Annotated in this window: 15 protein-coding genes; 4 read left to right on the top strand and 11 right to left on the bottom strand. The window is 70.8% G+C overall.

The window, feature by feature from the left end; all coding sequences use genetic code 11:
- Positions 1–30 precede the first annotated feature (30 nt).
- The gene (dapD, locus tag BLU02_RS15565; RefSeq protein WP_060923140.1) at positions 31–984 is read left to right on the top strand and encodes a 2,3,4,5-tetrahydropyridine-2,6-dicarboxylate N-succinyltransferase; all 954 of its coding nucleotides are present in this window, start codon (positions 31–33) and stop codon (positions 982–984) included.
- A 237-nt stretch (positions 985–1,221) separates the two neighbouring features.
- Complete coding sequence (locus BLU02_RS15560; RefSeq protein WP_083371045.1) at positions 1,222–2,589, top strand: DEAD/DEAH box helicase; 1,368 nt, start codon at positions 1,222–1,224, stop codon at positions 2,587–2,589.
- Between the two features lie 80 nt (positions 2,590–2,669).
- Here BLU02_RS15560 and BLU02_RS15555 read toward each other — a convergent pair whose 3' ends face one another.
- The 6 genes from BLU02_RS15555 to BLU02_RS15530 all read right to left on the bottom strand — a co-directional run bounded on the left by BLU02_RS15555 (position 2,670) and on the right by BLU02_RS15530 (position 7,074).
- Complete coding sequence (locus BLU02_RS15555) at positions 2,670–3,959, bottom strand: citrate synthase (protein ID WP_060923631.1); 1,290 nt, start codon at positions 3,957–3,959, stop codon at positions 2,670–2,672.
- A gap of 190 nt (positions 3,960–4,149) precedes the next feature.
- Positions 4,150–5,262, bottom strand: coding sequence for a succinyldiaminopimelate transaminase (dapC, locus tag BLU02_RS15550; protein WP_060923630.1), 1,113 nt, complete (start codon positions 5,260–5,262; stop codon positions 4,150–4,152).
- A gap of 9 nt (positions 5,263–5,271) precedes the next feature.
- Entirely contained in the window at positions 5,272–5,592 is a 321-nt protein-coding gene (fdxA, locus tag BLU02_RS15545) for a ferredoxin (RefSeq protein WP_017203330.1), read from the bottom strand.
- A 9-nt stretch (positions 5,593–5,601) separates the two neighbouring features.
- Entirely contained in the window at positions 5,602–6,012 is a 411-nt protein-coding gene (locus tag BLU02_RS15540; protein WP_060922743.1) for a hypothetical protein, read from the bottom strand.
- A 40-nt stretch (positions 6,013–6,052) separates the two neighbouring features.
- Positions 6,053–6,367, bottom strand: coding sequence for an AzlD domain-containing protein (locus tag BLU02_RS15535; RefSeq protein WP_060922742.1), 315 nt, complete (start codon positions 6,365–6,367; stop codon positions 6,053–6,055).
- On the bottom strand, positions 6,364–7,074 hold the full coding sequence (locus tag BLU02_RS15530) for an AzlC family ABC transporter permease (protein ID WP_060922747.1): 711 nt from the start codon (positions 7,072–7,074) through the stop codon (positions 6,364–6,366). The genes BLU02_RS15535 and BLU02_RS15530 overlap by 4 nt, the downstream gene beginning before the upstream one ends.
- Before the next feature lie 96 nt (positions 7,075–7,170).
- Here BLU02_RS15530 and BLU02_RS15525 point away from each other — a divergent pair, with 96 nt between their 5' ends.
- Complete coding sequence (locus BLU02_RS15525; RefSeq protein WP_060922741.1) at positions 7,171–7,719, top strand: helix-turn-helix domain-containing protein; 549 nt, start codon at positions 7,171–7,173, stop codon at positions 7,717–7,719.
- A 3-nt stretch (positions 7,720–7,722) separates the two neighbouring features.
- Here BLU02_RS15525 and BLU02_RS15520 read toward each other — a convergent pair whose 3' ends face one another.
- The 4 genes from BLU02_RS15520 to typA all read right to left on the bottom strand — a co-directional run bounded on the left by BLU02_RS15520 (position 7,723) and on the right by typA (position 13,487).
- Positions 7,723–9,348 (bottom strand): MFS transporter, encoded by a 1,626-nt coding sequence (locus BLU02_RS15520; protein WP_060922740.1) that lies wholly within the window; start codon positions 9,346–9,348, stop codon positions 7,723–7,725.
- Positions 9,345–10,397, bottom strand: a complete 1,053-nt coding sequence (glsA, locus tag BLU02_RS15515; protein ID WP_144880850.1) for a glutaminase A — start codon at positions 10,395–10,397, stop codon at positions 9,345–9,347. The genes BLU02_RS15520 and glsA overlap by 4 nt, the downstream gene beginning before the upstream one ends.
- Positions 10,398–10,502: 105 nt before the next feature.
- Positions 10,503–11,387 (bottom strand): aggregation-promoting factor C-terminal-like domain-containing protein, encoded by an 885-nt coding sequence (locus BLU02_RS15510; protein ID WP_060922739.1) that lies wholly within the window; start codon positions 11,385–11,387, stop codon positions 10,503–10,505.
- A 186-nt stretch (positions 11,388–11,573) separates the two neighbouring features.
- Positions 11,574–13,487, bottom strand: a complete 1,914-nt coding sequence (gene typA, locus BLU02_RS15505) for a translational GTPase TypA (protein ID WP_025102945.1) — start codon at positions 13,485–13,487, stop codon at positions 11,574–11,576.
- A 128-nt stretch (positions 13,488–13,615) separates the two neighbouring features.
- On the opposite strand from typA, the gene BLU02_RS15500 reads away from it, so the two are divergent.
- Positions 13,616–14,422 carry a CPBP family intramembrane glutamic endopeptidase gene (locus tag BLU02_RS15500; protein ID WP_082750097.1) on the top strand — a complete coding sequence of 269 codons (807 nt, stop codon included), beginning with the start codon at positions 13,616–13,618 and terminating at the stop codon, positions 14,420–14,422.
- Between the two features lie 7 nt (positions 14,423–14,429).
- Here the strand turns inward: BLU02_RS15500 and BLU02_RS15495 are convergent, their stop codons facing one another.
- A complete protein-coding gene (locus BLU02_RS15495; RefSeq protein WP_060922744.1) occupies positions 14,430–14,996 on the bottom strand; it encodes a PH domain-containing protein in 567 nt (188 codons plus the stop codon).
- Position 14,997: the final 1 nt, after the last annotated feature.

The raw sequence follows: 14,997 nt of genomic DNA, 5'->3' as shown, positions 1-14,997 counted from the left end.
ACACCGTCGTCGGCGCGATACCGTGGAGGCATGAGCGACGCACGATCTGTCTGGGGACTCGGCCTGACGACCACCGCGAGCGACGGCACGGTCCTCGACGCGTGGTACCCGGAGGTCCGCTCGTCCGCGCCGTCCGACGCCGAGGTCGCCGCCGCGCGCACAGCACTCGACGCACAGACCGGACCGGACGAGCGCCGCGACGTCACCCTCGCGGTGGTCGAGCTCACGATCGACCTGGACGCGGCCCCGACCTCCACCGCGGACGCCTATCTGCGCCTGCACGCGCTGTCGCACCTGCTCGTGCAGCCGAACGCCCTCAACCTCGACGGCATCTTCGGTCACCTGCCGAACGTCGCCTGGACCAATGCCGGCCCGCTGCTCCCCGCCGACGCCGCGCGCCTGCGTCCGCAGCTCCAGCGCGCCGGGATCCAGATCCAGGGCCTGGACAAGTTCCCTCGTCTCACCGACTACGTGCAGCCCGCCGGGGTGCGCATCGCCGACGCCTCGCGCGTGCGACTCGGCGCTCACCTCGCCCCCGGCACCACGGTCATGCACGAGGGCTTCGTCAACTTCAATGCGGGCACCCTCGGCGCCTCGATGGTCGAGGGTCGCATCTCGCAGGGCGTGGTGGTCGGCGACGGCAGCGACATCGGCGGCGGCGCCTCGATCATGGGCACGCTCTCCGGCGGCGGGTCGCATCGCGTGTCGATCGGCGCCCGCACACTTCTCGGCGCGAACGCCGGCATCGGCATCTCCCTCGGCGACGACTGCGTCGTGGAGGCCGGGCTCTACGTCACCGCCGGGACGAAGATCGTGCTCGCCGACGGTCCTGCGACGGCCGATGGCGGCCGCAAGACCGTCAAGGGCGCCGACCTCTCGGGTCAGGATGGCCTGCTCTTCCGTCGTAACTCGCTCACGGGTGCCGTCGAGGCGGTCCGCCGCGCCGGCGTCGGCGTCACGCTCAACGAGGCGCTCCACGCCTGACAGCCCGCCTGCAGCCTTCGACCGGTCTCCGCTGGTAGACTGGCTCCGTTGCCCGCGCCGCCGGCCGGTCAGCATCGTCGTCGTCTAGGGGTCTCCGAGGACCGAAGCGAGCGCCCGCGCTCCCCTCTCCAGCCCGAACTGGCCATTCGCACGGCGAACGGACGCGCACTCGCTGCGTCTTCGCCCACCTCACCCCACTATCCCGCGCCGTTCTCGTGCGCTGACGGAGTTCTCTGCATGCCTTCCTTCCTCGATCTCGGCGTCCCCGCCGAGCTCGCCACCGTTCTCGCCGCCTCCGGAAAGACCGAGGCGTTCGCGATCCAGCGTGACACCCTGCCCGACTCGCTCGCCGGCCGTGACCTCCTCGGTCGCGGACGGACGGGCAGTGGCAAGACCATCGCCTTCGCGCTCCCGCTCGTCGCCCGCCTGGCGGCCTCCGGCCACAAGCGCCGGTCCGGCCTGCCCCGCGGCCTCGTGCTCGCCCCCACCCGCGAGCTCGCCGCCCAGATCGCGGCGACCGTCGCCCCGCTCGCGGAGGCCGTCGGCCTCCGGGTCACCACCGTGTTCGGCGGCGTCAGCCAGCGTCCGCAGGAGCAGGCGCTGCAGGGCGGCGTCGATATCGTCGTCGCCTGCCCCGGCCGCCTGGAAGACCTCATGAAGCAGCAGGTCGTGCGCCTCAGCGCGATCGAGGTCACCGTGCTCGACGAGGCCGACCACATGGCCGACCTCGGCTTCCTCCCCGGCGTCACCCGCATCCTCTCGGCGACCCCCGCCGACGGTCAGCGCCTGCTCTTCAGCGCCACGCTGGACCGCGGCATCGACACCCTCGCCCGCCGGTTCCTCACGAACGCCGTCAGCCACGAGGTCGACGAGGCGAGCGTGCCCGTCGGCGAGATGACCCACCGGGTGCTCGTCGTCGACTCCCCCGAGAACAAGACCGTGCTGGTGCGCGACCTCGCCTCGGGCACCGGCCGTCGCATCCTCTTCACGCGCACCAAGCACCAGGCGAAGAAGCTCGCCAAGCAGCTCACCGCCGCCGGGATCCCGGCCGTGGATCTGCACGGCAACCTGTCCCAGAACGCCAGGGAGCGCAACCTCGGCGCCTTCTCCACCGACCCGGCGGACGGGGGCGTCCGCGTGCTCGTCGCGACCGATGTCGCCGCTCGCGGTGTGCACGTCGACAACGTCGACCTCGTCGTCCACGTCGACCCGCCCGTCGAGCACAAGGCCTACCTGCACCGCTCGGGCCGCACGGCGCGGGCCGGGGCGGCGGGCACGGTCGTCACCGTGGTCCTGCCCGAGCAGCGCCGCGACGTGAAGGATCTCCTGCGCAAGGCCGCCATCACGGCACCGCTGGAGAACCTCACCGCCGACGCCGTGACCGAGCTCGTCCCCGAGCGGGCGCCGCACGTGCGCCCCGCTCCCCCGCAGCCGCAGCAGCAGCGCTCTGCGAAGCAGCGGCCCGCGGGCGGCGAGAAGAGCACCGCGACCACCCCGCCCTCCCGCCGTCGTCGCCGTCCGCGCTCTGCAGGCCAGGGCGCGCCGGGTGCGCAGCGCCAGGGCGGCCAGGGCCGCCAGGGCGCGCGCGGCGGCCAGGGACGCTGATCCCGGCTCGCGCCTGACGACGACGAAGGCCCCCTCGCACTCCGGTGCGAGGGGGCCTTCGGCGTCTGCGGCGCCCGCGCTCAGCGCGTCGGGAAGGCGCGCTCCGGCGACCCGGTGTAGAGCTGCTGCGGACGGCCGATCTTCGTCTGCGGGTCGAGCTGGAGCTCGCGCCACTGGGCGAGCCAGCCGGGCAGGCGACCGATCGCGAACAGGACGGTGAACATGCGGGTGGGGAAGCCCATCGCCTTATAGATCACGCCCGTGTAGAAGTCGACGTTCGGATACAGGCGCCGCTCACGGAAGTAGTCGTCCGCGAGGGCGATCTCCTCGAGCTCCTTCGCGAGGTCCAGGAGCGGGTCGGTGACGCCGAGCGAGTTCAGCACCTCGTCCGCGGCCTCCTTGACGAGCTTGGCGCGCGGGTCGTAGTTCTTGTAGACCCGGTGCCCGAAGCCCATGAGCTTCACGCCCTCTTCCTTGTTCTTCACCCGCTCGACGAACCGGGAGACGCTCTGGCCCGAGTCGCGGATCTGGCCGAGCATGGTCAGCACGGCCTCGTTCGCGCCGCCGTGCAGCGGGCCGGAGAGAGCCTGGATGCCGGCCGAGACGGAGGCGAACTGGTTGGCTCCCGTGGAGCCGACGAGGCGGACCGTGGAGGTCGAGGCGTTCTGCTCGTGGTCCTCGTGCAGGATGAGCAGCAGTTCGAGGGCCTTCACCATGGTCGGGTTGATCTCGTACGGCTCGGAGTTCACGCCGAAGTTCAGCTTGAGGAAGTTCTCCACGAAGCCGAGCGAGTTGTCCGGGTAGAGGAACGCCTGGCCGACGCTCTTCTTGTGCGCGTAGGCGGCGATGACCGGCAGCTTGGCGAGCATGCGGATGGTGTTCAGCTCGACGTGCTCGGGGTTGTGCGGGTCGGTCTGCCCCTCGTAGTACGTCGACAGGGCGGCGACGGCGGAGGAGAGCACCGACATGGGGTGCGCGGTGTGCGGCAGCGCGGAGAAGAAGCGCTTGAGGTCTTCGTGCAGCAGCGTGTGCCGACGGATCTTCTCGTCGAACTCGGCCAGCTCTCCGGCGGACGGGAGCTCCCCGTAGATGAGCAGCCACGCGACCTCGAGGTAGCTGGTGCTGCCGGCGAGCTGCTCGATCGGGTAGCCGCGGTAGCGCAGGATGCCCTTGTCGCCGTCGATGAAGGTGATGTCCGACTTCGTGGAGGCGGTGTTGACGAAGCCGTAGTCGAGCCCGGTGTAGCCGGTCTGACGGGTCAGCGTCGAGAAGTCGATGCTGTCGTGGCCCGCGGTACCGCGCACCAGGGGGAATTCGGCGGTGGTATCGCCGATCGTCAGCTTCGCCGTCTGGTCTGCCGCAGCGCTCACGCGGACCTCCTCCTTCTGTCTGATCGCCCCGGCATCGCGGGCGTCAGCAAGTTCTTGATCAAGCCGGAACTGGCGATATCTCTGGCGCCGAGCGCCGGGCCGGGTGCCGACCGAATCGCCTTTACAGCCTAGTCGTCACGCAGGCCTACTGTGACAACCGCCAAAGGGATGGCTGCAACAGGGAGGGATCCTACAGATCCGCGCCGCGCAGGCGTCGCGCCGCTTCCGCGACGCGGTCGGTCGGCGCCGTCAGCGACAGCCGCACGTGCGCAGGCGACGAGGCGCCGTAGAAGTGCCCGGGGCCCGCGAGGATCCCGAGGTCGGCGAGACGCGCCATCGACTCCCAGGCGTCGCGCCCCTCGGTCGCCCAGAGGTACAGCCCGGCCTGCGAGCCGTCGATGCGGAAGCCGGCAGCCTCGACGGCGGGCAGCAGCAGCGCCCGCCGCTCACGGTAGAGCTCCTTCTGTGCCGCGACGTGTGCGTCGTCGCCGAGAGCGACGATCATCGCCTGCTGCACCGGCGCGGGCGGCATGAGGCCCAGGTGCTTGCGCGCGGCGAGGAGCTCACCGACCACGCGGGCGCAGCCGGCGACGAAGGCCGCCCGATACCCCGCGAGGTTGGACTGCTTGCTCAGCGAGTACACGCTGAGCAGATTCGCCCGCGTGCCGCCGGTCACCCGGGGATCGAGCACCGACGGGATGGCCTCGTCCGCCCAGGGGCCGTCCCAGCCGAGCTCGGCGTAGCACTCGTCGCTGGCCAGCACGGCACCCAGTTCCCGCGCCCGCTGCACCGCCGCGGCGAGCTCGTCGACCGTCCAGGTGCGGCCGTCGGGGTTGCCCGGGGTGTTGATCCAGATGAGCTTGGCGCCTTCCGGCCACTCCGCCGGGTCGTCGACCGCGAGCGGCGTCGCCCCGGCCACCCGCGCGCCGACGTCGTACGTCGGGTAGGCGACGCGAGGATGCACCACGATGTCGCCGGCGCCGAGCCCCAGCAGCGTCGGCAACAGCGCTACGAGCTCCTTGGAGCCGATCGTCGGCAGCACGTTGTCGACGCGGAGGTCCGGGACTCCGCGTCGGCGGGCGTACCAGTCGACGATCGCCTCCCGGAGCGCGGGGGTGCCGACGGTCTGCGGGTAGGCGTGGGCGTCGGTCGCCGCGGCGAGGGCCCGACGGACGATCTCCGGCGTGGGATCGACCGGCGAGCCGACGGAGAGATCGACGAGCCCGCCAGGGTGCCGGGCGGCGCGCTCGCGATACGGGACCACGGCGTCCCACGGGTAGTCGGCGAGGTCGCGGACGCTCACGGAGCGGGCCTACTCGCCCTGCGGCGGGAGCGCGGCGATGATCGGGTGGTCGAACGGGTAGACGCCGACCTTGGCGGCGCCTCCGGGCGAGCCGATCTCGTCGAAGAACTCGACGTTGGCCTTGTAGTAGTCCTGCCACTCGTCTGGGAGGTCGTCCTCGTAGTAGATCGCCTCGACGGGGCACACCGGCTCGCACGCTCCGCAGTCCACGCACTCATCCGGGTGGATGTAGAGCGACCGTTCGCCCTCGTAGATGCAGTCAACGGGGCACTCGTCGATGCAGGCGCGATCCTTGACATCGACGCACGGGAGGGCGATCACATACGTCACCCCCTCAGTCTACGACCCGTGGACCTCGGGTTCCTCCGAGGACGGCGTGGCGGGGCGGACCGGCTGCCGGGAGAACGACGGCCACGCGATGACGAGCAGCACGATGCCGGCGGCGAGATAGGTCCAGATGCGCCCGGCGAGGGTGTCCTGCACGACGACGGAGCCACCGGGACCGACGCCCGAGATGAGCACGATCATGCCCAGCATCCCGAGTCCGGCGGCGACGGCGGCGCCCCGGTCATGGGTGAGCGCCCGCACGGCGATGAGGATCGCGGCGCAGGCGATGGCGGCGACGATCAGGCCGATCGGGATCGGCCCCCACATGACGCTGTGCGCGATGGTCCCGGCCACGCCGTAGACCCCACCCACCAGGGCAGCAGCCACCCAGGACAGCACCCTCGACAACCACTTCCCGCGCACCCCCCGATCCTACCCGGGCGCTGTCCGGCGAAACGACGTGTCAGGCGGCGAGACCCCCCAGCCGCAGCAGCGCGGCGACGAGGGCGGCGGCTGCCACCACCACGAGGAACGACTGCCGCAGCCAGAGGAGTCCCGCCGCGACGAGCAGGGCGGGGACACGCGCGTCGACGGTGATGGCCTGCCCGTCGCCGAGCGACTGCACCGCGACGAGGGCGGCGAGCAGCGCGACGGTGAGGAGATCGGAGATACGGGCGGGGCGCGGGGCTTCGAGCACCTTCGGCGGCACGAGGTAGCCCACGGCCTTCAGTGCGAGGCAGATCAGGGCGGCGAGGAGGATGGCGCTCCAGAGACTCATGCGCCGACCTCCCCGTCGCCGAGCTCTGCGGCTCGCGGTGTCTCCAGCCAGTTGAACCACCCGACGACGATCGCGACGAGCGCGGCGACCAGCACGGGGAGTCCCGGCAGGAGGAACGGGGTCAGGGCGGCCGCGATCACGGCCGCCGCGATCCCGACGGCGACCGCCTGCCGCCGGCGCAGTCGCGGCCACAGCAGGGCGAGGAACGCTGCGGCCGCCGCGGCATCCAGGCCCCACGCCTTCGGGTCGCCGAGCACGTCGCCGACCAGCGCGCCGATGAGAGTGGTGAGGTTCCAGCCTAGGAAGATGCCGACCCCGGTGACCCAGAAGCCCACCCGGCGCAGGCGCGGATCGTCCTGCGCGATCGCCACCGCAGTGGACTCGTCGATGGTGAAGTGCGCGGCGACGGCCCGTCGCGCCGGTCCCCCGCCGACGACCGGCGACATGCGCATGCCGTAGGCGACGTTGCGCACGCCGAGGAGGGCGGCCGACGCGATCGCCGACGGCAGCGCGGCCAAGCCGCCGGCGGCGAAGACGCCCACGAAGGCGAACTGGGATCCGCCGGTGAACATGAGGAGGCTGAGCACGCACGCCTGCCACACGTCGAGGCCCGCGGCCACGGCGAGCGCACCGAAGGAGATGCCATAGGCACTCGTGGCGAGCACGACGCCGAGGGACTCGCGCCACACCTCACGTTCAGCGGTCATCGACAGCCATCCGTTCGCTTCACTGAACACACGATCATCATTCTGAACATGGCGCTCGGCATAGTCAAGCGAACGATCGTTTGCCATGATGAACGCATGGAGGATCTCCGCACCCGCATCGCCCGCACGCTCCGCCGCGAGCGCGAGACGGCGAACCTATCCGTCTCGGAGCTCGCCCGCCGGGCCGGCATCTCCAAGGCCACGGTCTCCCAGCTCGAGAGCGGCGCAGGCAATCCGAGCGTGGAGACGCTGTGGGCGCTGGGCGTCGCGCTCGGTGTCCCGTTCGCGGTGCTCGTCGACCAGCAGGCCAACGCCCCCACCCTCATCCGCGCCGACGACCTCGCGGGGGTGCCCTCCTCTGCCGCCGCCTACAGCGCCACGCTCCTCTCGGCGAGCCCTCCTGGCGCCCGGCGCGACGTGTACCTCATCCAGGCGGAGCCCGGCGACCCCCGCCGCTCGGACCCCCACCATGCGGGCACGATCGAGCACGTGATCCTCATCGCCGGGCAGGCGCGGGTCGGCCCGCCCGAGGATGCCGTGGTGCTGAACCCGGGCGACTACCTGACGTATGCCGGCGACGCGGCGCACGTGTTCGAGGCCATCGCGCCCGGGACGAGCGCCGTGCTCATCTCCGAGCTCCGCTGAGGATCACTCCCCCGGCCCGGCCGGCGAGGGATCCGGGATCTCGTGCGGACGGTAGTTCGGCAGGCGCGACGCCGGCAGGATCGCGAGCGCGCTCACCGCGGCGAGGATCAGCAGGCCGAGCTTGAGCGTGCGCAGGCGCGACTCCTCGTTCACGGCGACCGCGGCGTCGACCTGTTCCGGCGTCGCGTCCGTGGTGTCCAGGACCGCACGCAGCTCGTCGTTGCTGACGAAGTTCACCTCGTTCAGGTCGACCTGCGACACCAGCGACGGCGGCAGTTCCGGATGCTCCACGACCGCGCGTCCGACGTTGAGCGCGAGCAGCGAGACCAGCAGCGCCCCGGCGAGTGCCGTCCCGACCGCGGAGGCGAGGTTCTGCGTGGTGCCGCGCAACGATCCCACGTCGCCGGCGAGCTCCGGCGGCGCCGCGGTCACGAGCACGTTGAACACCAGCGTGACGAGGGCTCCCTGGCCGATGCCGAACACGATGAGTCCGGCGATGGTCGGCACCGTCTCCCAGTTGTTGGTCACGACGACCGAGAGCCAGACCAGCGCCGCCGTGGTGAGGATGAACCCGAAGACGCCGATCGTGCGCGGCGGGTAGCGCGTGTAGAACCGGACGACGAGCGTCGCCGTCACGAACACCGTGAGGTTGAACGGCATCATCGCGAGGGCGGTGTCGAACGGCGTCCGCCCCTGGACGATCTGGATGTACAGCGGCACCGTGAAGTTCACGCAGGCCTCCAGCGCCACGACGATGAACATGGCGTACACCGCGGCGCGCTCCCGGGACGACCCCAGCACGCTCAGGTCGATGAGCGGCACCTTCCCCTCGGCCATCCGCCGCCGGGTCCACAGGAAGAACCCCTGGCCCAGGATGATCCCCGACACGATGAAGATCGGTGCCGGCGAGAGCCCGAGGATGGAGAACGGGGCGGACGGCGCCGCCGCGAGCGCTCCCCAGGTGTTGAGGTTGTTGAACCCGAGGGTGAGCAGCACGATCGCCGCTCCGATGAGGAGGGCCGCGACGAGATCGATGCGGATCGCCGCATCGCCGCGGTCGCCGCGCAGCGTGAAGCTCAGGGCGAAGACCGCGACGGCGATCGCCAGCACGATGACGAAGAGCGGACGCCACCCGACGAGCGTCCCGAGCGTCCCTCCGATGAGGAAGGCGCTGACACCGGAGATCGCGCGCGCCGAGCCGATCGCACCGATCGCCGTGGCCTGCTGCGCGCCCCGGTAGTTCTCGGCGATCAGGGCCACGATCGAGGGGACGATGATCGCGGCGGCCGCTCCCGCCACGGCCTGCCCGGCGATGGCCCACCAGACGGTCGGGGCGAGGAGCATCATCACGGCCGACCCCGCGAAGAGCGCGACGACGACGCGGAAGATCAGCACCCAGCCGACGCGCTGCCCGAGCTTGGCCCCGGTCATCACGAGCGCCGCGACGGCGAGGCCGTACATCACGATCGTCGTGCTCGCGACGGTCGGCGGGACGCCGAAGTCGCTCACCATGCCGCCGAGCGAGATCGGCAGCGCCGCGACGTTGAAGGACATGAGCACCTGTGCGAGGAACAGGCTGACCATCGGCAGCCAGGACGTCTTCGCGGGGGCGGGGGCCGTGCGGGTCATGAGCGCTCTCCTTCCAAGGCTGACGAGACACGCGCATCGTCGGAATGCGCGGGCGCGGGCGCGGAGGCGAAGAGGTTCAGCCCCAGCGACCGCGACAGGTGGCCGATCGCCATCTGCGACCGGATCGAGTTGCCCGCCTCGTCCAGCCGGGGCGAGAAGCCGGCGACGGCGCCCTTGCCGGGAGAGACCGCGACGAGGCCGCCCGAGACGCCCGACTTGGCCGGAAGCCCGATCTCGAACAGCCAGTCCCCGGACCGCTCGTACAGCCCGCTCGCCGCGACGACGGCGAGCGTGTCACGGCAGACGTCCGCGGAGACCACCCGCTCCCCCGTCACGGGATTGACCCCGCCGTCGGCGAGCGTGGCCCCCATGACGGCGAGGTCGTGCGCGGTCACGCTGAGCGCGCACTGACGGGTGTAGACGTCGACGATCTCGTCCGGATCGCCGGCCAGTCGTCCGTAGCTGCGCAGCAGCCATCCGAGTGCGCGGTTGCGCTCGTTCGACCCGGCCTCGGAGGCGTAGACCTCGCCGTCCAGGCTCAGCGGTCGTCCGGCGAACGCGGACAGCCCCTCGCGGACGCGCTCCCACTGCTCCACCGCCGTGGCGCCAGGCATCAGCGCCGTGGTCGCGATCGCCCCGGCGTTGACCATCGGGTTGCGCGGATGCCCGTCGTTGAGCTCCAGCGCCACGACCGAGTTGAAGGCGAGGCCGGTGTTGTTCACGCCCACGATCTCGCGGACCCGCTCGTGGCCGTGCTCCTGGATCGCCAGCGCGTAGACGAACATCTTGGAGATCGACTGGATGGAGAAAGCGTGCAGGGCGTCTCCGGCGTCGTGGATGCCGCCGCCCACCTCGATCACCGCGAGCCCGAACAGCTCCGGATCGACCGCGGCGAGGACGGGGATGTAGTCCGCCACCTCTCCGGACACCTCGTCCGCGTACCGGGCGTGCGCCTCCCGCACGAGCTCGTCCACCCGCTCCCATCCGGGAAGCGTGCCCGTGGAGACCTCCTGCGGGACGTCGAGCCAGACGGTGGGGTCGAGCACCATTCCTCCTCGGAAATCGCGACGCCCCCAGCCGTCTCCCTGTCACGGTAGCGTCCGTGTCGGGTGACGGCTAGGGGCAATCGTTCGCGAGGGGGCCCGCTCTGCGGCTCAGTACCAGTTCATGGCCTGGGAGTGTCCCCAGGCGCTGCACGGGGTGCCGTAGGCGTCGGCGATGTACTGCAGGCCCCAGGCGATCTGGGTGGCGGCGTTCGTCTGCCAGTCGGCACCCGCCGAGGCCATCTTGCTGCCGGGCAGCGCCTGCGGGATGCCGGTCGCTCCCCCGTCGTTGTTGTACGCCTGGTAGTTCCAGCCGGACTCCTTGTTCCACAGCGAGTTCAGGCAGGAGAACTGGTCGCCACCCCAGCCGTAGCGGTCGGCCATCATCTGCTGTGCGGTGGCCCGAGCCCCGTCCGGCGTGTTCGCGGAGGCGAGCGCGGCCGCTGCGGCCGCCGCCTTCTCCTCGGCGGCGCGCGCAGCGTCCTCTGCCGCCTTCTTCTCCTGCGCGGCGGTGTAGGCCTGCTGGAGCTCTGCCGTCGCGGTCACGACCTTGTCGGTCTCCGCCTCGGCCTGCTCGGTCGTCACGGTGATGAGGACCAGCGGGAGGGTGGATCGGTCGGCGAGGGTCTCCAGGTCGTCCTCGAGAGCGGTGGTGTCCACGGACGCCGCCGCGCCCACGTCGAGGCCCGACTCGGCGACCTCCGTTGACAGGCTCTTCGCCGCGGCGACCGCATCGGTCGCGTTCGAGACCGTCATGACGGCCTGATCGGCGATACGGGTGAGGGGCTCGGTGCCGAGGTCGTGGCTCGTGACGGCGGAGGTGGCGTCGGAGCGCTCCGCTCCGGCCGCCGGGGCGGAGGCGAGGCCCACGCTGAGGGTGATGCCGACGAGCGCGGCTGTGGCGGCGCCGAGGGCGATGAGGGGTGTACGGGTGACGGTGGCGCGAGCGGCTGCCGCGTCGGAGGCGCGCCGAAGCGCACGGGTCTTCTGAAGCAAGGCTTTGACTTTCGGGTCGTCGTACGCCCATATCGGGGACTCATCGGGAGATCGCCCCGGGCGCAAGTCAACGAGTCTGCGTCATCAACCTGAACGAAAACTAGCCCTCACCTGGGATTTTCATGAGAGAGGGCCCCACGCGGCCAGGCGGCGGCGTGGGGCCCTCTCGAAAGGAGTGCGGCGCGATCAGGCGTTCGCGTCCTGACGCTTGAGACGCGAGGCCTCGCGACCGCGGACGGTCTGGTCGAGGATCACCTTGCGGATGCGGACCTTCTCCGGAGTCACCTCGACGCATTCGTCGTCGCGCGCGAACTCCAGGCTCTCCTCCAGCGTGAGGATGCGCGGCGGCGTCATCGACTCGAAGTTGTCGGCCGTGGAGGAGCGCATGTTGGTGAGCTTCTTCTCCTTGGTGATGTTGACGTCCATGTCGTCGGCGCGCGAGTTCTCGCCGATGACCATGCCCTCGTAGACCTCTTCGGTCGGCTGCACGAAGAACGACATGCGCTCCTGGAGCGCGATCATCGCGAAGGGGGTGACGACACCCGAGCGGTCGGCCACGATCGAGCCGTTCTGGCGCGTGGTGATCTGCCCCGCCCACGGCTCGTAGCCGTGCGAGATCGCGTTGGCGATACCCGTGCCGCGGGTGGTCGTGAGGAACTCGCTGCGGAAGCCGATGAGACCACGCGAGGGCACGACGAACTCCATGCGCACCCAGCCGGTGCCGTGGTTGGTCATGTTCTCCATGCGGCCCTTGCGGTTCGCGAGGAGCTGGGTGATCGCGCCGAGGTGCTCCTCCGGCGTGTCGATGGTCAGGTGCTCGAACGGCTCGTAGACCTTGCCGTCGATCTTCTTGGTGACCACCTGCGGCTTGCCGACCGTGAGCTCGAAGCCCTCGCGGCGCATGTTCTCGACGAGGATGGCGAGGGCCAGCTCGCCGCGGCCCTGCACCTCCCAGGCGTCGGGACGCCCGATGTCGACGACCTTGAGCGATACGTTGCCGATGAGCTCGCGGTCGAGGCGGTCCTTCACCATGCGTGCGGTGAGCTTGTGCCCCTTGACCTTGCCCATGAGCGGCGAGGTGTTGGTGCCGATCGTCATGGAGATCGCGGGGTCGTCGACCGTGATGGCCGGCAGCGGACGGATGTCCTCGGGGTCGGCGATGGTCTCGCCGATCGTGATGTCCTCGAAGCCGGCGATGGCGACGATGTCGCCGGGGCCGGCGGATTCGGCCGGGTAGCGCTCCAGGGCGCGGGTCTTCAGCAGCTCGGTGATCCGGGCGTTGCTGGTCGAGCCGTCGGAGCGGACCCAGGCGACCGTCTGGCCCTTCTTGAGCGTGCCGTTGAAGACGCGCAGCAGGGCGAGGCGACCGAGGAAGGGGCTGGAGTCCAGGTTCGTGACCCAGGCCTGCAGCGGGGCCTCGTCGTCGTAGGCCGGCGCCGGGACGTGCTCGAGGATGGCCTCGAACAGCGGCTCGAGGTCGTCGTTGTCAGGCAGCGAGCCGTCGGCGGGACGGTTCTGCGACGCGGCGCCGGCGCGGCCGGAGGCGTAGACCACGGGCACGTCGAGCAGCGCGTCGACGTCGAGATCGGGCACGTCGTCGACGAGGTCGGAGGCCAGACCCAGCAGGAGGTCGTGCGCCTCCTCCTCGACCTCGGCGATCCGGGCGTCCGGACGGTCGGTCTTGTTGACCAGGAGGATGACGGGGAGCTTGGCCTCGAGCGCCTTGCGCAGCACGAAGCGGGTCTGCGGCAGCGGGCCCTCGCTCGCGTCCACGAGCAGCACGACGCCGTCGACCATCGACAGGCCGCGCTCGACCTCGCCGCCGAAGTCGGCGTGGCCGGGGGTGTCGATCACGTTGATCGTGATCTCCTTGCCGCCGGCGTGCTTGCCCTTGTAGGTGATCGCCGTGTTCTTGGCGAGGATCGTGATGCCCTTCTCGCGCTCCAGATCGTTGGAGTCCATCGCGCGCTCCTCCACGTGCGAGTGTTCGCCGAAGGAGCCCGTCTGGCGGAGCATCGCGTCGACGAGCGTGGTCTTGCCGTGGTCGACGTGGGCGACGATTGCGACGTTGCGGAGGTCAGAGCGGAGGGCGTGCGCCATACAAGGGTCCTCAAAGAGTGTGGGGTTGCGCCGGGAAGCCGACGTTCCAGGATAACGTACGCGCGGATCGGGTTCCTGAACGCACGTCGTACCATCGTCCCGTGAGCCTCCCCGACCCGACTCCCCCGGTGCCGCAGACGCCGTCGACCGCGCCCATCCGGCGCGACGAGCCGCGTGAGGGTCGAGCGCGCCTGTGGTGGGAGATCGCCATCGTGCTCGCCCTGGGTCTGGGCCAGTCCGCGATCTACGCGATCGTGCAGCTCGCCTATCGGCTCACCGACGACACGCCCCTCGCGGATCAGACCGCCACCCTCAACCCCTCCCGCAGCGACCGGGAGGTGTTCGACCTCATCTATCAGGTGCTGTCCATCGGCTTCGCCCTGGTACCGGTGCTCCTCGTCTGCTTCCTGCTGTGGCAGCGCCCTCGCCCGCACCTGGAGCGCCTCGGCCTCGACGGTACCCGCGTGGCCGGCGACGTCGGCCGGGGCGTGCTCCTCGTCCTCGCGATCGGCGTGCCGGGGCTCGCGCTCTACCTCGGCGGCCGGGCGCTCGGACTGTTCGTGGCCGTGAACCCCGCGGGTCTGGACGCGCACTGGTGGACCGTGCCGATCCTCCTGCTCGCCGCCGCACGCGCGTCGCTCCAGGAGGAGTTCGTCGTGCTCGGATACCTGTTCGCCCGCCTGCGGGAGCTCGGGTGGTCGCCGTGGACGATCATCGTCTCAACGTCGGTGCTCCGTGCGACGTACCACCTCTATCAGGGGCCCGGTGCCTTCATCGGCAACCTCGCGATGGGACTGCTCTTCGGGTGGCTCTACCACCGCACCGGTCGGCTGCTGCCGTTCCTGGTGGCGCACTTCCTCATCGACGCGGCGGCGTTCGTCGGCTATCCCTGGGCCGCGGCGACCTGGCCCGCCCTGTTCGGTCTTCCCGGCTGAGGCGCGCTCAGCCGAGGTTGACGACGACGAGCGCCGCGACGGCCCACAGCACGATGACGGCGAGGGCGATGAGGGCCGGGCCGTCCCAACTGCGTCGGATCGGCGCATCCGCCGTCGCAGGCGCCGCGCTCCACAGATCGCGGATGCTCGTGAGCACCCGCAGAGCAGACGGCACCTTCACCTCAGCGTCCTCCTCGCGGGACGGACGGGGCGGACGCGCCTTCGCCGGTCCGCCCCAGCAGCTCAGGCTGCGGCCGTCGTCCAGCGTGAACTCGAGCTGCCAGCGCATGTCGATGTCCTGCACATGTGCCCAGCCGAAGGTCGTGCGACGCAGCAGGTTCTGCACCACGGCCCCGTCCTGATCCACGCGGACGAAGGAGACGAAAGCGGTCTCGTACACGATCCACAGACCGAGCAGCAGCCAGGGCGCCACGAGCAGCGCCTGCACGATGCTGCCGTTGACGACGGTGTCCCCGAGCAGGAACAGCACCAGCAGGATGCTGAGGACGAAGACGACGGTGCCCGAGGGCGCGCGGTAGGTCCGTGCGCCCTCGGGGTGTCCGGGAGATGCCACC

This window comes from Microbacterium paraoxydans, from assembly GCF_900105335.1.
Taxonomy (GTDB): domain Bacteria; phylum Actinomycetota; class Actinomycetes; order Actinomycetales; family Microbacteriaceae; genus Microbacterium; species Microbacterium paraoxydans.
Note: the sequence above shows the minus strand (reverse complement) of the source record. Positions and strands in the feature narration are given on the sequence as shown.